This is a genomic window from Streptomyces sp. NPDC048506, assembly GCF_040651315.1.
GTDB lineage: Bacteria > Actinomycetota > Actinomycetes > Streptomycetales > Streptomycetaceae > Streptomyces.
Genome location: NZ_JBEZIX010000016.1, coordinates 44,128 through 62,736, shown reverse-complemented (window position 1 = coordinate 62,736; position 18,609 = coordinate 44,128). Strand labels below are relative to the sequence as shown.

The following is an 18,609-nucleotide window of genomic DNA, read 5'->3' as shown; positions in this document are numbered from 1 at the left end:
TCAGGGCAACGGTTCGCTCAACGCAGCACGCCCTCAAGGAAGTCGCTGCCCAGCCGGGCCACCATCTGGAGGTCCAGCTGGTGCAGCACATAGCGGCCACGGCGCCGGGTCTGGATCAGCCCGGCCTTCTTCAACGTCGCCACGTGCCGCGACACCTCCGGCGCCGTGATGCCGTACGCGTTCGCCAGTTCCCCCGTCGTATGCGGCCCCCGCGCCAGCGTGCGGCACAACTGCATCCGCATCGGGTGACCCAGCGCCTCCAGCCGCTGCTGGACGAGCTCCAACGCGGCCGGCGCCGACAATTCCGGGCTGGCGACCGGGTACTGGAGCGCCGGCCGCCAGCCCGGAGCGTGACTGAACACCAGGTGCGGCCAGCCGAACGACGTGGGCAGGAACGTCACGCCCGGATCCCCGGGGCTCGCGAACGCCGTGGTACGTCCCCGGGCCAGCTTGTCGACCAGGATGCGGGTACCGCCACTGCCGTCCTGTGCGTCCTCCAACGACAACGCGCTCGACGTCGCGGACAGCGTCTCGGCCAGGCCCTTGCGCCGCAGCAGCTCGGTCTTGTGCCGGGCGTCGGCCGCGAGTTGGATGCCCACCCGACGCCAGATGTCGCCGAAGAACGCCTCCTCGCAGTCCTCGAACAGTCGGCGTAGCCAAACCCGCAGGCCGTCGGGGTCGGTGAGCATCCGGTCGGTGAACGCCGCCTGCCGGGGGCCGCGCGCCGCGGCCATCTCCCGCACCCGGGCCCGCTCACCGGCGTCGACGAGGGGCGACGGAGTCGGCTGCGTGTACGTCGCCGAGCAGGAGATCTCGAACGCCGCCGCCACGAACCGCTCGTCGTCGATCGCGTCCAGCTCGTCCAGCTCCTCGGCCAACGTCGCCCCGGGGCGGGCCGGCAGCAGGATGTCCGAACGGGAGGACCGCCACAGGAAGTCCGCCTCGCACAGCCGGTCGGCGAGGTCGGTCTTCAACGCCGCGTTGGTGGCGGTGACCCAGCCGTGCAGCCCGGGGTGGTGCCCCGGTTCGGACAGCGCATGCAGCGCGGCACCCAGCTCCGCCAGAGGGGAGGGCGCGAAGACGATGCGCTCCGGCGGCAGCCCGGTGATGTCGATGACGTTGGCCATGGATACATCATGCGTGAGCCCGTGACCTGCACGGTCGTCGATTGACGGCTCCCGTCAATCGACGCGCCACCGGTCACCGCGCACCCCCACAGTGAGGGCATGAACACCACCCAGCAGCACCTCCTCGACGCCTACCGAGCCGCCCAGCGCGGCGAAGCCGCCCCGCCCGCCCCGGACGTCCACCTCGCCCGCACCGTCCGCGAGATCCACCAGTGGCGCCGCTTCCAGGCCGTGGTCACCGCGCCGGAGGGGCGCCTCCTGGGCCGCATCCGCCGAGCCTTGCGCGCGGCCTCCCGGCGTCACGCGCCCATGACACCCACCCGCCTCACGTAGTCCACGAACTCCGCCGCCGCCGACCGCACCTCGGCCGCCGTCCAGTCCATGGCCGACGCGGCGACCGTCAGCTCCGTCATGGCCACCCCGGGAGGCCCGGCCGGATCCGGCTCGAACCACTTGAGGAACAGCGCCGTGCCGCTCTTCTCCGCCTGGCGTACGGCGGCCTCGTTGAGCACCTCTGGCACGTACGGCAGCCACACCTGGAACTGGTGGGTGTGCGGGACCTCCGGGTGCACCCTGAACCACGGCATGCCGGCGTCGGCCAGGCCCTCCCGCAGCGCCCCTGCCACGACCTTCGCATGGGCCACGTACTCCGGTAGCCGCAGCAGCTCGCGGTCCAGTCCGGACAGCGCGGCCAGGGCGGCCGGCCACTGCTGGAACAGCTGGCCGCCGTAGCGGTGCCGCCAGGCCCGTGCCTCCTCCACGAAGTCCCCGGTGCCGGCGAGCGCCGCACCGGATATGCCGTCCAGCGTCTTGTAGAAGGACACGTACACGCTGTCCGCGAGGGCGGCGACCTCCGGGAGGGTGCGGCCGAAGTGCGGGCCGCACTCCCACAGTCGAGCGCCGTCGAAGTGCACCACCGCATCACGGTCCCGCGCCGCCGCCACGACCGCGGTCAGCTCCTCCCACTCCGGCAGCACGAATCCGGCGTCCCGGAGGGGGAGTTCGAGCGCCAGCGTCCCGAAGGGCTCCTGCAACTCATGGACCTCCGTGGCGGTCGGCAGCCGTGGTGCGCGCGTCGGATGCACCATCCGCAGGCCGCTGACCACCGCAAAGGCGTCGCGCTCGTGCATCTCCAGGTGAGAGAGCGGGTGGCCGGCGACGGTCGCACTGCCGGTGCGCCCCGCCCAGCAGCGCAGCGCCACCTGCTGAGCCATCGTGCCGGTCGGGAAGAACGCGGCGTCCTCGGTGCCCAGGGCCTCGGCGGTCCGGCGTTCCAGTTCGCCGACCACGCTGCCCTCGTTGGCGTAGATGTCGGTCCAGTCGTCGAGGTCGTACGCGGTGGGGGCGTCGGCCACCAGGCGGGTCAGCCGCTCGCGGACCGTCTCCACCCGTGCGCCGCCCGACAGCACCCGCTTCGCGCCACGGAAGGCCGCGAGCCGCCGCGCCCGCTCGCTCGGCACGGCGCCGGCGCCGGTGCCGTCGGTACCGCCCCCGCCGGCCTTTCCGTCCGAAGCTCCGCCCGCCGCCCCGTCCCGGACGCCGCCCGCCGTCTTCGTCTCCGTCTCGCCTGTCTGATTCATGCTTCCCCCTGCTGCGTGCCTGGTGTGCTCGTTGTGCCTGCTGCCTGCTGCCTGCTGCCTGCGTAGGGCGTTCGCCGGGTCTTTCCTGTGCCCGCCCCGTTGCCCCGTTGTCTCGGTTCCTCGCTCTCCTCCCTCGCCTCGGTGTTCCTTCGTGTCTGCGCCGCCAGTGCCGTGCCCGCCAGTGCCATGCCCGCTCATGCCGTGCCCGGCCGCTGTCGGCCCACTCGCCCGCCGCTTCCCCGCGGCCTCGGCTCGTCGACGGACCGATCATGGCTCAGCCGTTCGCCGGTCCGCGACCCCTGTGGATAACTCTCGCGAGAGACCCCCGTCTCACCCTCCGCACAGCTCTGAAGCCCGCCGGAGGCACTCGCGTAGCATGGCGAGGAATCGTCCGGTACCCCCCGCGGACTGGAACGGAAGGCCATCGCCGCGTGAACGCAATCCCACCCATCGAGGCCCAGGACCGCCCCGCCCGGCTGACCGTAGGAGTCGTCGGCGCGGGCCGTGTCGGACCTGCCCTCGCCGCGTCGCTCCAGCTCGCAGGGCACCGCCCGGTCGCCGTGTCGGGAGTCTCCGACGCCTCCGTACGCCGCGCAGCCGAGCTGCTTCCCGACGTCCCGCTGGTCCCCCCGGCCGAGGTGCTCGCCCGCGCCGAGCTGGTCCTGCTGACGGTCCCCGACGACGCCCTCGCCGGCCTGGTGAGCGGCCTCGCGGAGACCGGCGCCGTACGGCCGGGCCAGCTGCTGGTGCACACCTCCGGCCGCTACGGGACGGCGGTGCTGGACCCGGCCACCCGGGCCGGCGCGCTGCCGCTGGCCCTCCACCCGGCCATGACGTTCACCGGCACGTCCGTGGACGTCCAGCGGCTGGCCGGCTGCTCCTTCGGCGTGACCGCGCCCGACGAGCTGCGGATGGCCGCCGAGGCGCTGGTCATCGAGATGGGCGGGGAGCCGGAATGGATCGCGGAATCCGCCCGTCCGCTCTACCACGCGGCGCTCGCCATCGGCGCGAACCACCTGGTCACGCTGGTCGCGCAGGCGATGGAGCTGCTGCACCAGGCGGGCGTGCAGGCGCCGAACCGGATGCTCGGCCCGCTGCTCGGCGCCGCGCTGGACAACGCGCTGCGCTCCGGTGACGCGGCCCTGACCGGCCCGGTGGCGCGCGGCGACGCGGGCACCGTCGCCGCCCACGTCGCGGAGCTGCGCCGGCACGCGCCACAGACCGTCGCCGGATACCTCGCGATGGCCCGTACGACCGCGGACCGGGCGTTGGCCCACGGGCTGCTGAAGCCGGAGCTGGCCGAGGACCTGCTCGACGTGCTCGCGGACGCCGGTGACGGCCCCCGGCCGGGCCCCACCGCTCCCGACGCCGGCACCCCGGACCACGACCCGCCGGCGTCCGACCACGGCCCCGGTACCGCCGACCACGGCCCCGGTACCGCCGATCACGGCCCCGGTACCGCCGACCGCGGCCCCGGCACCCCGGGCCAGGACCCCCAGGCCCCCGACGGCGGCCCCGACACCCCCGACCATGGCGCCGAAGGAGGCGACCGATGACCTCCTCGTCTGCGAGCCCGAGCCCGGAGCCGTCCGCGAGCCCGGGCCCGGAGCCGTCCCCGAGCCCGAGCCCGGAGCCGTCCGCGGCCCGCAATCAGGGCCAGGACCCGGCACCGGACCGGCCCGGCGACGCCGCCGCGCCCCTCGTCCACACCGCCGCCGCCCTCCGCGCCCTGCCGCGCCCCAGTGGCGCGCGGGCCGTCGTGATGACCATGGGGGCGCTGCACGAGGGCCACGCCACCTTGGTCCGCGCCGCCCGCCGGCGGGTCGGGCCGCAGGGGCAGGTCGTCGTCACGGTCTTCGTCAATCCGCTCCAGTTCGGGGCGGGCGAGGACCTCGACCGCTATCCGCGGACGCTGGACGAGGACGTCGTGCTGGCCGTCGCGGCGGGCGCGGACGTGGTGTTCGCGCCGCCCGTCGACGAGGTCTATCCGGGCGGAGAGCCGCAGATCCGGATCACCGCGGGCCCCATGGGCACGCTCCTGGAGGGCGCCAGCCGCCCGGGGCACTTCGACGGGGTGCTGACCGTCGTCGCCAAACTGCTCCACCTGACCGCACCGGACCTGGCGTTCTTCGGGCAGAAGGACGCCCAGCAGCTCGCCGTGATCACCCGGATGGCCGCCGACCTGAACTTCCCCGTGGAGATCGTCGGCGTCCCCACGGTGCGCGAGGAGGACGGCCTCGCCCTCTCCAGTCGCAACCGCTACCTGTCCACCCCGGAGCGGCGCACCGCGCTCGTCCTCTCCGCGGCCCTGTTCGCGGCCCGCGACCGGCTCACCGCCGAGGAGGCGCTCCGCGCCCGTGCCGCCTCCACGGGCCACCCGGCCCAGGACCGCTCCGCGGCGCTGGCCGCCATCGGGGAGGACCGGGCCGCCGCCGACGCACACGCCGTCGCCTACGCCGCCGCCGGCCCCCCGCACGGCCCGTCCGTGGCCCGCGCCGCGGCCCGTGCCGTCCTGGAGGATGCCGGTCGGCTCGACCCGCCCCTCGTGCTGGACTACCTGGCGCTGGTCGACCCGTCCGACTTCACCGAGATCCCGGACTCCTACGAGGGCGAGGCGATCCTGGCGGTCGCCGCCAACGTCGGCACCACCCGCCTCATCGACAACATCCGGCTCACCTTCACCGTCGCGCGCCCGGGCACGTCGGCCACCCGCCAGGGTTCCGCCCCGCACCCCGGCACCAGCGCGGACGCACCACCTCCCACCACTCCCCAAGGCCCCCTCGGAGCGACCCGATGACCGCCACCGGAACAGGCCCTGCCACCGCAACAGGCAACGGCCCCGTAGCAGGAACCGGCATACGCCTGACCGCCCCCGCCGCCGGCTGGGCGATCGAAGCGGACGTCGTCGTGGTGGGCTCCGGAGTGGCCGGGCTGACCGCCGCGCTGCGCTGCGCCGCCGCCGGGCGCCGGACGGTCGTGGTCACCAAGGCCCGCCTGGACGACGGCTCCACCCGGTGGGCGCAGGGCGGCATCGCCGCGGCCCTGGGCGACGGCGACACCCCGGAGCAGCATCTGGCCGACACCCTCGTCGCCGGCGCCGGGCTGTGTGACGAGGAGGCCGTGCGGACCCTGGTGACCGAGGGCCCGGACGCCGTCCACCGGCTCATCGCGGCCGGCGCCCGCTTCGACACCGCACCGGGCACCGACGAGATAGCCCTGACCCGTGAGGGCGGCCACCACCGCCGCCGCATCGCGCACGCCGGCGGCGACGCCACCGGCGCCGAGATCTCCCGCGCACTGGTCGACGCGGTCCGCGCCGCCGGACTGCGCACCATCGAGAACGCCCTCGTCCTCGACCTGCTCACGGACGCCGAAGGCCGTACGGCCGGCGTCACCCTGCACGTCATGGGGGAGGGCCAGCACGACGGCGTCGGCGCCGTCCACGCACCGGCCGTGGTCCTCGCCACCGGAGGCATGGGGCAGGTGTTCTCCGCGACCACCAACCCGGCCGTCTCCACCGGCGACGGGGTGGCCCTGGCGCTGCGCGCCGGCGCCGAGGTGTCGGACCTCGAATTCGTGCAATTCCACCCCACCGTCCTGTACTTGGGCCCGGAGGCGGAGGGCCAGCAGCCGCTGATCTCCGAGGCCGTACGGGGCGAGGGCGCACACCTCGTCGACGCCGACGGCACCCGCTTCATGGTCGGGCAGCACGAGCTCGCCGAACTGGCTCCGCGCGACATCGTGGCCAAGGCGATCATGGGCCGGGCGCACGAACAGGGCGTCGAGCACATGTACTTGGACGGCCGGCACTTCGGCGCCCGGATGTGGGAGACCCGCTTCCCGACCATCCTCGCCGCCTGCCGCAGCCACGGCATCGACCCGGTCACCGCACCGATACCGGTCGCCCCGGCCGCCCACTACGCCTCCGGCGGAGTACGCACCGACCTGCGCGGCCGCACCACGGTGCCCGGCCTCTACGCGTGCGGCGAGGTCGCCTGCACCGGCGTCCACGGTGCCAACCGGCTCGCCTCCAACTCCCTCCTGGAGGGCCTGGTCTTCGCCGAGCGGATCGCCTCCGACATCGCCGACGGCGGCGCACCCAGGCGCCCGGCCCCCCGGGCCGCCGACGCCTCGGCGCCCCGTACCGCGCTCCCGCTGCTCGCCCCCGAGACCCGCGCCGAGGTCCAGCGGATCATGACCGCCGGCGCCGGCGTGCTGCGCAGCGCCGAGAGCCTCGCCCGGGCCGCCGCCGAACTGGACCGCATCCACCGCGAGGCGACGGAGGCGAGCGACGCGCCCGGCGACGGCCCCGGCGCGCCCGGCGTCGCCCCCGAGAGCCCCCACAAGAGTCCCGAGCCCGGAGTGGAGGCATGGGAGGCCACCAACCTGCTCTGCGTCGCCCGGGTCCTGGTCGCCGCCGCGCAGCGGCGTGAGGAGACCCGCGGCTGCCATTGGCGCGAGGACCACCCGGACCGGGACGATGCCTCCTGGCGCCGCCACTTCCGCATCACCCTGGGTGCGGACCGCGCGCTGCACCTCCATACGACGGCGACCGCGGACTTCCCGCCGACCGCCGCCCCGTAGCCACGGTCCACCGCCCGCCACGACAGACCACCGACACCACACACCCCCACCTCTCCCCGGATACGGAGCCCACCCGTGAGCAGCACCTCCGACGACCTCCCCCTCCTCCAGATCGGCGGGCCTTCCGGCGGCGCCCCCACCTGGGGGTCCCCCCAGACGAAGCCCGGGGGAGGCTGCGGCGACGCCTGCGGCTGTGCCGGCGGCGACGACGGCTCGTATGAGATCGACCCGCTGACCTGCGGACTCGACCCCGACCTGGCCGCCCTCCTGGTGGCCGCCGGGCTCGACCCCGTACAGGTCGAGGACATCGCGCACCTCGCCGTCGAGGAGGACCTCGACCAGGGGGTGGACGTGACGACCGTGGCCACCATCCCGGAGGACGCGGTCGCCACCGGTGACTTCACGGCCCGTGAGGCCGGTACGGTCGCCGGCCTGCGGGTCGCCGAGGCGGTGCTGTCCATCGTGTGCACCGAGGAGTTCGCGGTCGAGCGGCACGTCGAGGACGGCGACCGGGTCGAGGCCGGCACCACGCTGCTGAGCGTCACCACCCGTACCCGTGACCTGCTCACCGCCGAGCGCAGCGCGCTCAACATCCTGTGCCGGCTGTCGGGCATCGCCACCACGACCCGGGCCTGGGCGGACGTCCTTGCGGGGACGAAGGCCAAGGTCCGCGACACCCGTAAGACGACGCCGGGGCTGCGCGCCCTGGAGAAGTTCGCGGTGCGCTGCGGCGGCGGCGTCAACCACCGGATGTCGCTGTCCGACGCGGCGCTGATCAAGGACAACCACGTGGTCGCGGCCGGCGGCGTGGCCGCGGCGTTCACCGCCGTGCGGGACGAGTTCCCCGGTGTGGCCATCGAGGTGGAGGTCGACCGGCTCGACCAGATCCCGCCGATCCTCGCGGAGGGCGCCGACCTGATCCTGCTGGACAACTTCACTCCTGAGCAGACCCGACAGGCCGTGGAGCTGGTCGCCGGGCGCGCGATGCTGGAGTCATCGGGCCGGCTCACCCTGGACAACGCCCGTGCGTACGCCGAGACCGGCGTCGACTACCTGGCGGTCGGTGCGCTGACGCACTCCTCGCCGATCCTCGACATCGGCCTGGACCTGCGCGAGGGCGGGGCCGAGGCGGGCTCCCCGGACGCCGATCCGCGCGAGGGCAGCTGACCGCCATGCTCCTGACCATCGACGTGGGCAACACCCACACCGTCCTGGGCCTCTTCGACGGCGATGAGATCGTCGAGCACTGGCGCATCTCCACCGACGCCCGCCGCACCGCCGACGAGCTCGCCGTGCTGCTCCAGGGCCTGATGGGGATGCACCCGCTGCTCGGCGACGGCCTGGGCGACGGCATCGAGGGCATCTCCATCTGCTCGACCGTGCCCTCCGTCCTGCACGAGCTGCGCGAGGTCACCCGGCGCTACTACGGGGACGTGCCCGCCGTCCTGGTGGAGCCGGGCGTCAAAACCGGTGTGCCGATCCTGATGGACAACCCCAAGGAGGTCGGCGCCGACCGGATCATCAACGCCCTGGCGGCGGTCGAGCTCTACGGCGGCCCCGCGGTGGTCGTCGACTTCGGCACGGCCACCACGTTCGACGCGGTCAGCGCCCGCGGCGAGTACGTGGGTGGCGTGATCGCGCCGGGCATCGAGATCTCGGTGGACGCACTGGGTGTCAAGGGCGCCCAGCTCCGCAAGATCGAACTGGCCCGGCCGCGCAGCGTCATCGGCAAGAACACCGTCGAGGCGATGCAGTCCGGCATCCTCTACGGCTTCGCCGGCCAGGTCGACGGCGTGGTGAAGCGGATGGCACGGGAGCTGGCCGAGGACCCGGACGAGGTGACCGTGCTCGCCACCGGCGGGCTGGCCCCGATGGTGCTCGGCGAGTCCTCGGTGATCGACGCGCACGAGCCCTGGCTCACCCTGATCGGGTTGCGGCTGGTCTACGAGCGGAACGTCGGCCGGTCGTAGGCGTCGATCGGGGCACCGATCGTCACCACCGGGCGGTGCACGGAGGTGCGGCTCGCTGCCGCGCCACCAGTCACGAATTAAGCGGCTTTTGTCGGAATTGGTCGTAAAGTCGCCACATGCCAATGCCAAACGGAACCCGCGGCGGCGTGGCGTTCAGCGCCGATGAGTTGCGCGTGCTCCGTCGCGCCCTCGCCCACGCCCTTCAGACGATGCCCCACTCCGCCCCGTCGACACCCCTCGACCCGGAGCGGACACAGGACATCCAGGAGTACCTGCGGCTGGCCGAGGCGGTCGACGAGGCGGTCCGCGAAGGCGGCCGACTGCGCGCCTTCCTCCTCGCCGACCTCGCCCGCTACCGCGCGAGCCTGCCCGGTTCGGCCGCCGGCTACCTCGCGCTGCTGACCGAGGCGCTGGAGGCCGGCCACGTCCCCGGACCCGAAGACCTCCGCGCGCTGCGCGCACTGCGCGCCCGCCCGTCCGGAGCCGCCGGACGCGAGCGCCACAGCGCCCTGCTGCGCCACTGCGAGCGGCTGGCCGAACAATCCGTACGGGTCCGGCTGCGCGCGCTGCCAGGCGGCCGCTCAGGGGCCCGCAGCGGCCGGGAACCGGACCCCGGTCGGGAGCCGAAACCGGAGCGCAAGCCGCAACCCGCGCCGACGCCGCAGCCGAAGGCGCCCCGGCCCGACCGGCCGATCCCCACGCCGGGCGAGGTCTTCCCGCCCCGCCGGAAGCCCGCCCCGCCCCCCGAGAGCCGCACCGCCTGAGCGCTGCGTACCCTGACGGGGTACGTCCGGATGCTCACGCCCGCCAGGGAGGCCCCACGCCATGGATTACGTCGCAGCGTTGCTCCCGCCGGTGGTGATGGCGGTGGCCTTCACCTGCCTGATCGTGACGATGATCAAGAGCCAGGGCGGCGCGAACAAGGCCAAGGAGGACGCCGCCGTGGACGCCGCGCTGGCCGGCGCGGAGGCCGCCGGGCCGAAGCCCACGGCGCACGGCGCCTGAACTTCGACCACCCGTCGCCCCGCCGCCGGCGACCGCCGCACACCGTACGGCCCGGACGCTCCTTCAGGAGCGGTCCGGGCCGTACGCCGTTTCCGGCGGGCGCAACGAGACGCCGCAAACGCACGAGATCAACGGGCATTCGCGACATCTCCCACTATTGTTCTTGTGTGCCGAGACCATTGGGTGATCTGGAAGACGCGGTCATGACGCGGGTCTGGGAGTGGAACCGCCCGGTCACCGTTCGAGAAGTCCTGGAAGATCTGCAGAAGGAACGGTCGATCGCCTACACAACGGTCATGACCGTATTGGACAACCTCCATCAGAAGGGCTGGGTGCGCCGCGAAGCAGAAGGCCGCGCCTATCGATATGAGGCGGTCTCCACTCGCGCCGCCTACGCGGCCGCACTGATGAACGAGGCATGGTCCGCCAGTGACAACCCCGCGGCCGCACTCGTGGCGTTCTTCGGCATGATGTCGCCCGAACAGCGACATGCCCTGCGTGATGCCGTGCGGATCGTCCAGGCCGACGAACGCCCCGAAGAGGCACAAGCCCCGGAACGCACAGAAGGCGCAGAACACCGCGGGGAAGAGGCACAACAGCGGCAAGAGCCGCCGCCGGCGGAAGAACGCGCGGCAGAACCCGGCCGGCAAGCGGCCGATGAAGCCGGACCCACCGAAGCGGATGAACCCGGGGCGGGTGCCAACGGCAAGGGGCGATAGCGTCCCGGCATGCCTCCCCATTCAAAAGGGCTCACCGTCCGCCGCGCCAGGACCAGTGATGTACCGGCCGTACGCCGACTCATCGACACCTACTCGCGCGACGGGATCCTGCTCGACAAAGCCACCGTCACGCTTTACGAGGACATCCAGGAGTTCTGGGTCGCCGAGCGGGACGAAGACGGCGAGGTCGTCGGCTGCGGAGCACTCCACGTCATGTGGGAAGACCTGGCGGAGGTGCGCACCCTGGCCGTGGACCCACGGCTGAAGGGCTCGGGTGTCGGTCACCAAGTCCTCGACAAGCTGCTCGGCACCGCGAGCTGGCTCGGAGTGCGGCGCATTTTCTGTCTCACCTTCGAAGTCGACTTCTTCAGCAAGCACGGCTTCGTGGAGATCGGCGAGGCCCCCGTAGACGGTGATGTGTACAGCGAGCTGCTGCGTTCCTATGACGAGGGCGTTGCGGAGTTCCTCGGCCTCGAACGAGTGAAGCCCAACACCCTGGGTAACAGTCGGATGCTTCTGCACCTGTGATGAGTGTTCTATGTCCGAATCGCTCCCCTATCTCATGGCTGTGGAAGCATGCGTTCCCCGGTCTGCGGGCAAGTGAACCCTACCCAAGGGTTTGTGTTTTTCCCGGAAAAGCGGTTTGCTTTCCGTCGTAATCCGCATTCGATGAAAGGGAAACCGGTGGCACAGAAGGTTCAGGTTCTTCTTGTCGACGACCTCGACGGCGGCGAAGCCCACGAGACCGTGACGTTCGCTCTCGACGGTAAGTCCTACGAGATCGACCTCTCCGAAGGCAACGCCGACAAGCTGCGTGACTCGCTCGCCGACTTCGTGAAGGCCGGCCGTCGCACCGGCGGCCGTTCCGCGGCTCGCGGTAAGGCGCGCGCGGCGGCTTCCGGCGGCAGCCAGGACACCGCGAAGATCCGCGCCTGGGCAAAGGAGAACGGCTACAACGTCAATGACCGCGGCCGTGTCCCCGCCGACATTCGCGAGGCATTCGAGAAGGCCAACGGCTGATCGCCGCAGGCGCGGTTCGATTGGCCATTACGAGCACGCAACAACCGGGCACGATGGCACTCCGTCGCCGCCGCGCCCACGAGTCGTACGAGGTCGGGGACGCCCCCACCGTCCCCGATTCCTGCCCCGATCCCCGTGGTGGGCAGGGAATTCTCCACCTCGTACCCGGACCGGGGAGGCCGCACCCATCCCGCGGCCTCCCGCGAGCCGAATCCGTAGGGCGGTGACACCGCCGAAGCGCTGGTGGGGAGCGCCGGCGCGGGCATCCGGCCCCCGGCTCCGCGCGCCGTGAGATCCGGCGTCAGGGTGCCCCACTCAAGCCATTCCAGGATTCCCGGGAGTTCCTCGGCGCCGCCGGCCGCGATGAAGATGAGCAATTTCGGCCGATCACCCGAGTGTTTCCCGTCGGGTGCGGTCCGTAGCAGCGCCACCGGCCCCAGGCGCGGCCAGCGCCGCAGTACGGCGTCGCCCGCATCGGCCGGCATCTCCAGGACGTCGAAGCGCAGCCCCGTCAGCAGTTCCACCGGATCCGGGCCGGTGGTCGGCCAGCCCAGCTCGTCCTCGTACCAGCGGCGGACGGCGGGGAGCGGACTGCGGGGGCGCGGAAGCACGCGGGCCATGACCGGTGCAACTCCCCATCCGTGAGGAAGTTACGTTCGGTGCAAGCTCGGATACTGTGCGTGCTGAACCCGAGGCGCGGCGGAGCATTCGGCGGCGTGCGGATGTTCGCCCATAGCGGATGGAAGCGGCCCGCGCCGCATGGAGTGTCAGTGGCAGCGGGTAAGACAGTCTCAGTGGGAAGAGACGGTGTGACCGGCGCACACAGCGCTGCGGCCCCGCCGATGGCGGGATGCGGACGGCGTGTCGGGCAAGGGCGCGTTCGCCACGGGCGTAGTGGCGGACGGCGTATATGCCTGGCCTGCGGGAACATCGTCTCGCACCATCGAGTTGGAGCAGATGTCAGCTGTTCGGCAGTAAATTTCCCCGCCGGAGCGGGGGTGATCCGGACGGGTGTCGGCAGTTGGAATGAGCTGTCCCGCCCCGCGGGACTAGCATGCGGAAGGACAGGGAGGGGACCGACCCCTAACTGCCTGACCGCTCTGAGGAGCGATTAACGATGTTCGAGAGGTTCACCGACCGCGCGCGGCGGGTTGTCGTCCTGGCTCAGGAAGAAGCCCGGATGCTCAACCACAACTACATCGGCACCGAGCACATCCTCCTGGGCCTGATCCACGAGGGTGAGGGTGTCGCCGCTAAGGCCCTGGAGAGCCTCGGGATTTCGCTCGAGGCGGTCCGCCAGCAGGTGGAGGAGATCATCGGGCAGGGCCAGCAGGCCCCGTCCGGGCACATCCCCTTCACCCCCCGTGCCAAGAAGGTCCTGGAGCTGTCGCTCCGCGAGGCCCTCCAGCTCGGCCACAACTACATCGGTACGGAGCACATCCTGCTCGGCCTGATCCGCGAGGGCGAGGGCGTCGCAGCCCAGGTCCTGGTGAAGCTGGGCGCCGATCTCAACCGGGTGCGGCAGCAGGTCATCCAGCTGCTCTCCGGCTACCAGGGCAAGGAAGCCGCCACCGCCGGCGGCCCCGCCGAGGGCACGCCCTCGACCTCCCTCGTCCTGGACCAGTTCGGCCGCAACCTCACGCAGGCCGCTCGCGAGACCAAGCTCGACCCGGTCATCGGGCGCGAGAAGGAGATCGAGCGGGTCATGCAGGTGCTGTCCCGCCGTACGAAGAACAACCCGGTCCTCATCGGCGAGCCCGGCGTCGGCAAGACGGCGGTCGTCGAGGGCCTGGCCCAGGCCATCGTCAAGGGCGAGGTGCCCGAGACCCTCAAGGACAAGCACCTCTACACCCTCGACCTCGGCGCCCTGGTCGCCGGCTCCCGCTACCGGGGTGACTTCGAAGAGCGCCTGAAGAAGGTCCTCAAGGAGATCCGCACCCGCGGCGACATCATCCTGTTCATCGACGAGCTCCACACCCTCGTGGGTGCGGGCGCCGCCGAGGGCGCGATCGACGCCGCCAGCATCCTCAAGCCCATGCTGGCGCGAGGCGAGCTGCAGACCATCGGTGCCACCACGCTCGACGAGTACCGCAAGCACCTGGAGAAGGACGCCGCGCTGGAGCGCCGCTTCCAGCCCATCCAGGTCGCGGAGCCGTCGCTGCCGCACACCATCGAGATCCTCAAGGGTCTGCGGGACCGCTACGAAGCGCACCACCGCGTGTCCATCACGGACTCCGCGCTGGTCGCGGCGGCCACCCTCGCCGACCGCTACATCTCCGACCGCTTCCTGCCGGACAAGGCCATCGACCTGATCGACGAGGCCGGCTCCCGGATGCGGATCCGCCGCATGACCGCACCGCCGGACCTGCGCGAGTTCGACGAGAAGATCGCCGATGTGCGCCGGGAGAAGGAGTCCGCGATCGACTCGCAGGACTTCGAGATGGCCGCGGGTCTGCGCGACAAGGAGAAGCAGCTCCTGGCCGCCAAGACCAAGCGGGAGAAGGAGTGGAAGGCCGGCGACATGGACGTCGTCGCCGAGGTGGACGAGGAGCTGATCGCCGAGGTCCTGGCGACGGCGACGGGCATCCCGGTCTTCAAGCTCACCGAGGAGGAGTCGTCCCGCCTGCTGCGCATGGAGGACGAGCTCCACAAGCGCGTCATCGGCCAGAAGGACGCCATCAAGGCGCTCTCCCAGGCCATCCGCCGTACCCGTGCCGGCCTGAAGGACCCCAAGCGTCCCGGTGGCTCGTTCATCTTCGCCGGCCCGTCCGGCGTCGGTAAGACCGAGCTGTCCAAGACGCTGGCGGAGTTCCTCTTCGGCGACGAGGACGCGCTGATCTCCCTCGACATGTCGGAGTTCAGCGAGAAGCACACGGTCTCGCGGCTCTTCGGTTCGCCTCCCGGCTACGTCGGCTACGAAGAGGGCGGCCAGCTCACCGAGAAGGTGCGCCGCAAGCCGTTCTCCGTCGTGCTCTTCGACGAGGTCGAGAAGGCCCACCCGGACATCTTCAACTCGCTGCTCCAGATCCTGGAGGACGGTCGCCTGACCGACTCCCAGGGCCGGGTCGTGGACTTCAAGAACACGGTCATCATCATGACGACCAACCTCGGCACCCGGGACATCTCCAAGGGCTTCAACCTCGGCTTCGCGGCCCAGGGCGACACCAAGTCCAGCTACGAGCGGATGAAGAACAAGGTCAACGAAGAGCTCAAGCAGCACTTCCGCCCCGAGTTCCTCAACCGTGTCGACGACACCGTCGTCTTCCACCAGCTGACCGAGGAAGACATCATCCAGATCGTCGACCTCATGATCGCCAAGGTGGACGAGCGGCTCAAGGACCGCGACATGGGCATCGAGCTCAGCGGCACCGCCAAGTCGCTGCTGGCCAAGCGCGGCTACGACCCGGTGCTCGGCGCCCGGCCGCTGCGCCGCACGATCCAGCGCGAGATCGAGGACGCCCTCTCGGAGAAGATCCTCTTCAGCGAGCTGCGTCCGGGCCACATCGTGGTCGTCGACACCGAGGGCGAGGGTGAGTCCGCCAAGTTCACCTTCCGTGGTGAGGAGAAGGCTGCCCTGCCGGACGCCCCGCCGATCGAGTCCGCCACCGGTGGCTCGGGCCCGAACCTGAGCAAGGACGCCTGACAAACGGCATATATGCCACATAGGGAACTGCCCCGGAACCGTTTTGCACGGTTCCGGGGCAGTTCCGTTGCCGCCGACTTCGCGCCGCATTCGATCGCGGATTGCGACCCACCATGGAATCGGCCACCGCGAACGCCGATTCGCCTGGGAAGCCAAAGTCGCCTAGGCGCTATCCGTCATCCGGCATCCGCTATCCGCATCGGTATGCCTGTGGGTGCGAGTGACATCCGGACGTCTTCTCTGAGCGCCTTCTCTGTGCAGCTTCTCTGTGCAGCTGTGCGCTGTCTCTGAGTGGCTTCTCTGTCTGACTTCTCTCTGTGTCTTCTGTGTGCGCTTCTGTATACGCCTGTGGTTGAAGCTGCCTTTGTGACTCTGTTTGCGGCTCGGACGAAAATGCGACGCGGTATGTGCAGCGGCTGTTTTCAGCCGTATGTCCAAAATTCCGCTGTCCGGAATCCAGTCGTGCCCCGTCGTGATCAGTTCCCCGTGGTGAGGCGATGTGCATTCCATCAGGAACGCCGCGCGCCGAGGGAATGCGGTGACCGGTACCGCCCCGGGGCGCTCGACGGCGCCCGAACGGGCTCTGGCGGGGCGGGCGCGGGTGCGGGCGGGGCGGGCGCGGTGCAACTGTGCGCGGAGGGCGGGTGGATGGCCGAGTGCGGCGCGGGCGGTGGCGTGCCGGCGGTCGACCGAGGGGCTCGGCGACCTGGATGACCTCAGCGACCTCAGCGGTGTCGGTCCTCGGTTGTGGGGGCAGGTCGGCCGGGGGAGGTCGCTCGGCGGGGGCGTGCGGCCGGGGCGGCTTGAGATGCCCCCATGGGTGCGCGCCGAAGGTCGACAGGGGCGGTCGCGGTTGCTCGGGGCCTCCGGTGCCGGTGGGCGCGGGCGGCGCGGCCGGCGCGGCAGTGCCGGGTCACGTCGCTCCCGTCACGTCGCTCCCGTCACGTGGCTCCCGCCACGAACCGCCGCCATCACGGCTCCGCGGGCGACGGTTCGGGCGTCGGCGTCGGCGTCGGGGGCGGGGTCGGGGTCGAGGCCGGAGTCGGGGTCGGCGCTCGGCGTCGGCGCCGGGTCGGGCTGGGACGGGTCGGAATGGTGTGGTGGCGGTCACGAATTCGGTGGTCGGATATCGCGTCGATGGGGTCGTCCGGTGTCGTCGGGTAATCCGCGTCACACGAATTCGAGTAGCCCAGGTCACACGGAAAAGGCATTGGATCTTTCCGTGCCGTGACATGACGCACAGGCGTTTCGGGGCCTACTAAAGGGATTAGGGGAAGAGGCGGGGCGGCGGCCCGCGGTTTTCGGCGGGCGGGGCGGGGGCGGCGACGGCGGGCAGTCGGGGTGCGGCGACGCCTGGACTGCTCAGGGAGGAAACCGCTGATCAGGGCGCTGGGGCGAGGCCAAGACGGCGCCCCACATGTCTCTTTTGGGGTGATTGGTGCAGATGAGGTGCGCGAGCGCAAGAGGCTCATTTCCCCGTCTGCAATACGGGCCGGGGTAGTAGCAGGGCCCCTTGGCGAGGCGCTTGATGCGGGTTACCAAGGAATGGCGATCCCGGACCGCAGCCGGGTAACCAATCAATTTCCGGAGGGAAAACCCGCATGTCGAAGTTCGCTGCCATACGTAATTCGAAGAAGGCTGTTCTGCGTAACCGCGTCGCCGTTGTGGCCGCCGGTATCGGCGTTACCGCGGCGCTCGGCGCCGGCGTCGCCTCCGCCGCCGACGGGGGGCTGCTGAGCCTCACCTCGGGCGTCGGCAAGACCGTCAGCGCCCAGGCCGATGCGCAGGTCAAGGCGGCCACCGACGCCAAGGCCGCCGCAGCCAAGGCCAAGCTGGTCGCGGCCAAGAAGGCCAACGCCTGGGTCAAGCCGGTCGAGAAGTACGTCCTCGGCTCCACCTTCGGCCTGGCCGGCAGCCACTGGGCGCACAAGCACAGCGGTCAGGACTTCGTCGTGCCGACCGGCACTCCGGTGAAGGCCGTCCACAAGGGCACCGTCGTCAAGGCCGGCCCGTGGGGTGGCGGCGACGGCCCGGCGTACGGCAACGCCATCGTGATCAGGCACGACAACGGCATGTACACCCAGTACGCGCACCTGTCGGCGATCCAGGTCCACGTCGGCCAGTGGGTCGGCACGGGCCAGCAGATCGGCCTGTCCGGCAGCACCGGCAACTCGACCGGTCCCCACCTGCACTTCGAGGTCCGCACCGGCCCCAACTACGGGTCGGGCATCGAGCCGACCGGATTCCTGCGGGCTCACGGCGACGCCGTCTGAGCTGAGTCCGGCCGGGCTGGCCGGCGGCTCGGCGGGTTCGCCGCCGTGACCAGTTCTGTGGCGACCCTGAGGATGGCCTCGCGCTTCTCCTCGGGGTCGCCCTCCACGTTCTGCATCACGATCATGCCCGCGTGCATGGAGAACAGTGCGGTGATGCAGCGCACCTGATCCTCAAGCCCCGCGTCCGGCTCCTTGAGGAGGCCGAAGAGGGTCAGCAGGCGCTCCTTGGAGGTCTCACCGATGCGCAGCTCGCGCACCGTCGCCTGGTTCTCCTGCATGAAGCGGAAGAGGGGCTCGGCCGAGCGCAGCGACTCGCTGTAGCGGCGGATCAGCTCCTGCTTGGTCTCCAGGGTGCGCGGCTGCCCCTCGGCCCAGGCGATCAGCTCGTCGATGGGCCTGGTCAGGTCCTCGAACAGGCTGATGACGATGTCTTCCTTGGTCTTGAAGTGGTAGTAGAGCGCCGCCTTGGTGACGTCGAGCCGCTCGGCGATCTCGCGCAGCGAGGTCTTGTCGTAGCCCTGCTCGGAGAACAGCTCCAGAGCGACGTCCTGAATGCGCTGCCGGGTGTTCCCCCTGCGCGGCTGCGGTGTGCTCATGGTGCTTCTCCTGCTCGTCGGTACTGGTCAGAGGGCTGCCCAGGAGGGCGTCAAAGAAACTTACTTGACGCCCGGCTAGTTGGCCGCCTACC

Annotated in this window: 17 protein-coding genes; 13 read left to right on the top strand and 4 right to left on the bottom strand. The window is 71.2% G+C overall.

The genetic code is table 11. The annotated features are described in order from the left end of the window. Positions 1-17 precede the first annotated feature (17 nt). Positions 18-1,127, bottom strand: a complete 1,110-nt coding sequence (locus AB0C96_RS15365) for a DUF5937 family protein (protein WP_362917523.1) — start codon at positions 1,125-1,127, stop codon at positions 18-20. Between the two features lie 99 nt (positions 1,128-1,226). Between AB0C96_RS15365 and AB0C96_RS15360 the strand changes: the two genes are divergently transcribed. Continuing rightward, positions 1,227-1,460: a hypothetical protein gene (locus AB0C96_RS15360; protein ID WP_362917521.1), complete on the top strand. Its 234-nt coding sequence runs from the start codon at positions 1,227-1,229 to the stop codon at positions 1,458-1,460. Here AB0C96_RS15360 and AB0C96_RS15355 read toward each other — a convergent pair. Next, a complete protein-coding gene (locus AB0C96_RS15355; protein WP_362917519.1) occupies positions 1,427-2,707 on the bottom strand; it encodes a beta-eliminating lyase-related protein in 1,281 nt (426 codons plus the stop codon). The two genes, AB0C96_RS15360 and AB0C96_RS15355, sit on opposite strands and share 34 nt — an antisense overlap. 431 nt (positions 2,708-3,138) lie before the next feature. On the opposite strand from AB0C96_RS15355, the gene AB0C96_RS15350 reads away from it, so the two are divergent. The 10 genes from AB0C96_RS15350 to AB0C96_RS15305 all read left to right on the top strand — a co-directional run bounded on the left by AB0C96_RS15350 (position 3,139) and on the right by AB0C96_RS15305 (position 12,005). Then, positions 3,139-4,263: a DUF2520 domain-containing protein gene (locus AB0C96_RS15350; RefSeq protein ID WP_362917517.1), complete on the top strand. Its 1,125-nt coding sequence runs from the start codon at positions 3,139-3,141 to the stop codon at positions 4,261-4,263. Then, positions 4,260-5,504: a pantoate--beta-alanine ligase gene (panC, locus tag AB0C96_RS15345; RefSeq protein WP_362917515.1), complete on the top strand. Its 1,245-nt coding sequence runs from the start codon at positions 4,260-4,262 to the stop codon at positions 5,502-5,504. The genes AB0C96_RS15350 and panC overlap by 4 nt, the downstream gene beginning before the upstream one ends. After that, on the top strand, positions 5,501-7,291 hold the full coding sequence (locus AB0C96_RS15340; RefSeq protein ID WP_362917513.1) for an L-aspartate oxidase: 1,791 nt from the start codon (positions 5,501-5,503) through the stop codon (positions 7,289-7,291). The genes panC and AB0C96_RS15340 overlap by 4 nt, the downstream gene beginning before the upstream one ends. 75 nt (positions 7,292-7,366) lie before the next feature. Continuing rightward, positions 7,367-8,458 carry a carboxylating nicotinate-nucleotide diphosphorylase gene (gene nadC / locus AB0C96_RS15335; RefSeq protein WP_362917511.1) on the top strand — a complete coding sequence of 364 codons (1,092 nt, stop codon included), beginning with the start codon at positions 7,367-7,369 and terminating at the stop codon, positions 8,456-8,458. Between the two features lie 5 nt (positions 8,459-8,463). Then, positions 8,464-9,261 (top strand): type III pantothenate kinase, encoded by a 798-nt coding sequence (locus AB0C96_RS15330; RefSeq protein WP_362917509.1) that lies wholly within the window; start codon positions 8,464-8,466, stop codon positions 9,259-9,261. A 116-nt stretch (positions 9,262-9,377) separates the two neighbouring features. Continuing rightward, on the top strand, positions 9,378-10,025 hold the full coding sequence (locus AB0C96_RS15325; protein WP_362917507.1) for a hypothetical protein: 648 nt from the start codon (positions 9,378-9,380) through the stop codon (positions 10,023-10,025). A gap of 61 nt (positions 10,026-10,086) precedes the next feature. Further along, positions 10,087-10,266 carry a hypothetical protein gene (locus AB0C96_RS15320; protein ID WP_362917505.1) on the top strand — a complete coding sequence of 60 codons (180 nt, stop codon included), beginning with the start codon at positions 10,087-10,089 and terminating at the stop codon, positions 10,264-10,266. Between the two features lie 167 nt (positions 10,267-10,433). Further along, positions 10,434-10,985: a BlaI/MecI/CopY family transcriptional regulator gene (locus tag AB0C96_RS15315; protein ID WP_362917503.1), complete on the top strand. Its 552-nt coding sequence runs from the start codon at positions 10,434-10,436 to the stop codon at positions 10,983-10,985. A gap of 9 nt (positions 10,986-10,994) precedes the next feature. Further along, complete coding sequence (locus AB0C96_RS15310) at positions 10,995-11,513, top strand: amino-acid N-acetyltransferase (RefSeq protein WP_362917501.1); 519 nt, start codon at positions 10,995-10,997, stop codon at positions 11,511-11,513. 156 nt (positions 11,514-11,669) lie between these two features. Continuing rightward, positions 11,670-12,005, top strand: coding sequence for an Lsr2 family protein (locus AB0C96_RS15305; RefSeq protein ID WP_362917711.1), 336 nt, complete (start codon positions 11,670-11,672; stop codon positions 12,003-12,005). Here AB0C96_RS15305 and AB0C96_RS15300 read toward each other — a convergent pair. Continuing rightward, entirely contained in the window at positions 11,936-12,625 is a 690-nt protein-coding gene (locus AB0C96_RS15300; protein WP_362917499.1) for an SCO3374 family protein, read from the bottom strand. The genes AB0C96_RS15305 and AB0C96_RS15300 overlap by 70 nt on opposite strands. Positions 12,626-13,122: 497 nt before the next feature. On the opposite strand from AB0C96_RS15300, the gene AB0C96_RS15295 reads away from it, so the two are divergent. After that, complete coding sequence (locus AB0C96_RS15295; RefSeq protein WP_362917497.1) at positions 13,123-15,648, top strand: ATP-dependent Clp protease ATP-binding subunit; 2,526 nt, start codon at positions 13,123-13,125, stop codon at positions 15,646-15,648. Positions 15,649-17,249: 1,601 nt separating this feature from the next. After that, positions 17,250-17,921: a M23 family metallopeptidase gene (locus AB0C96_RS15290; protein WP_362917495.1), complete on the top strand. Its 672-nt coding sequence runs from the start codon at positions 17,250-17,252 to the stop codon at positions 17,919-17,921. Here the strand turns inward: AB0C96_RS15290 and AB0C96_RS15285 are convergent. Continuing rightward, positions 17,903-18,517: a TetR/AcrR family transcriptional regulator gene (locus AB0C96_RS15285; protein ID WP_362917493.1), complete on the bottom strand. Its 615-nt coding sequence runs from the start codon at positions 18,515-18,517 to the stop codon at positions 17,903-17,905. The two genes, AB0C96_RS15290 and AB0C96_RS15285, sit on opposite strands and share 19 nt — an antisense overlap. Positions 18,518-18,609: the final 92 nt, after the last annotated feature.

What these genes read in the sequence shown, in the direction of transcription:
- AB0C96_RS15365 (WP_362917523.1), bottom strand. Translation starts at nt 1,127, where the DNA reads ATGGCCAACGTCATCGACATCACCGGGCTGCCGCCGGAGCGCATCGTC.
- AB0C96_RS15360 (WP_362917521.1), top strand. Translation starts at nt 1,227, where the DNA reads ATGAACACCACCCAGCAGCACCTCCTCGACGCCTACCGAGCCGCCCAG.
- AB0C96_RS15355 (WP_362917519.1), bottom strand. Translation starts at nt 2,707, where the DNA reads ATGAATCAGACAGGCGAGACGGAGACGAAGACGGCGGGCGGCGTCCGG.
- panC (WP_362917515.1), top strand. Translation starts at nt 4,260, where the DNA reads ATGACCTCCTCGTCTGCGAGCCCGAGCCCGGAGCCGTCCGCGAGCCCG.
- AB0C96_RS15340 (WP_362917513.1), top strand. Translation starts at nt 5,501, where the DNA reads ATGACCGCCACCGGAACAGGCCCTGCCACCGCAACAGGCAACGGCCCC.
- AB0C96_RS15330 (WP_362917509.1), top strand. Translation starts at nt 8,464, where the DNA reads ATGCTCCTGACCATCGACGTGGGCAACACCCACACCGTCCTGGGCCTC.
- AB0C96_RS15325 (WP_362917507.1), top strand. Translation starts at nt 9,378, where the DNA reads ATGCCAATGCCAAACGGAACCCGCGGCGGCGTGGCGTTCAGCGCCGAT.
- AB0C96_RS15320 (WP_362917505.1), top strand. Translation starts at nt 10,087, where the DNA reads ATGGATTACGTCGCAGCGTTGCTCCCGCCGGTGGTGATGGCGGTGGCC.
- AB0C96_RS15310 (WP_362917501.1), top strand. Translation starts at nt 10,995, where the DNA reads ATGCCTCCCCATTCAAAAGGGCTCACCGTCCGCCGCGCCAGGACCAGT.
- AB0C96_RS15300 (WP_362917499.1), bottom strand. Translation starts at nt 12,625, where the DNA reads ATGGCCCGCGTGCTTCCGCGCCCCCGCAGTCCGCTCCCCGCCGTCCGC.
- AB0C96_RS15295 (WP_362917497.1), top strand. Translation starts at nt 13,123, where the DNA reads ATGTTCGAGAGGTTCACCGACCGCGCGCGGCGGGTTGTCGTCCTGGCT.
- AB0C96_RS15290 (WP_362917495.1), top strand. Translation starts at nt 17,250, where the DNA reads ATGTCGAAGTTCGCTGCCATACGTAATTCGAAGAAGGCTGTTCTGCGT.
- AB0C96_RS15285 (WP_362917493.1), bottom strand. Translation starts at nt 18,517, where the DNA reads ATGAGCACACCGCAGCCGCGCAGGGGGAACACCCGGCAGCGCATTCAG.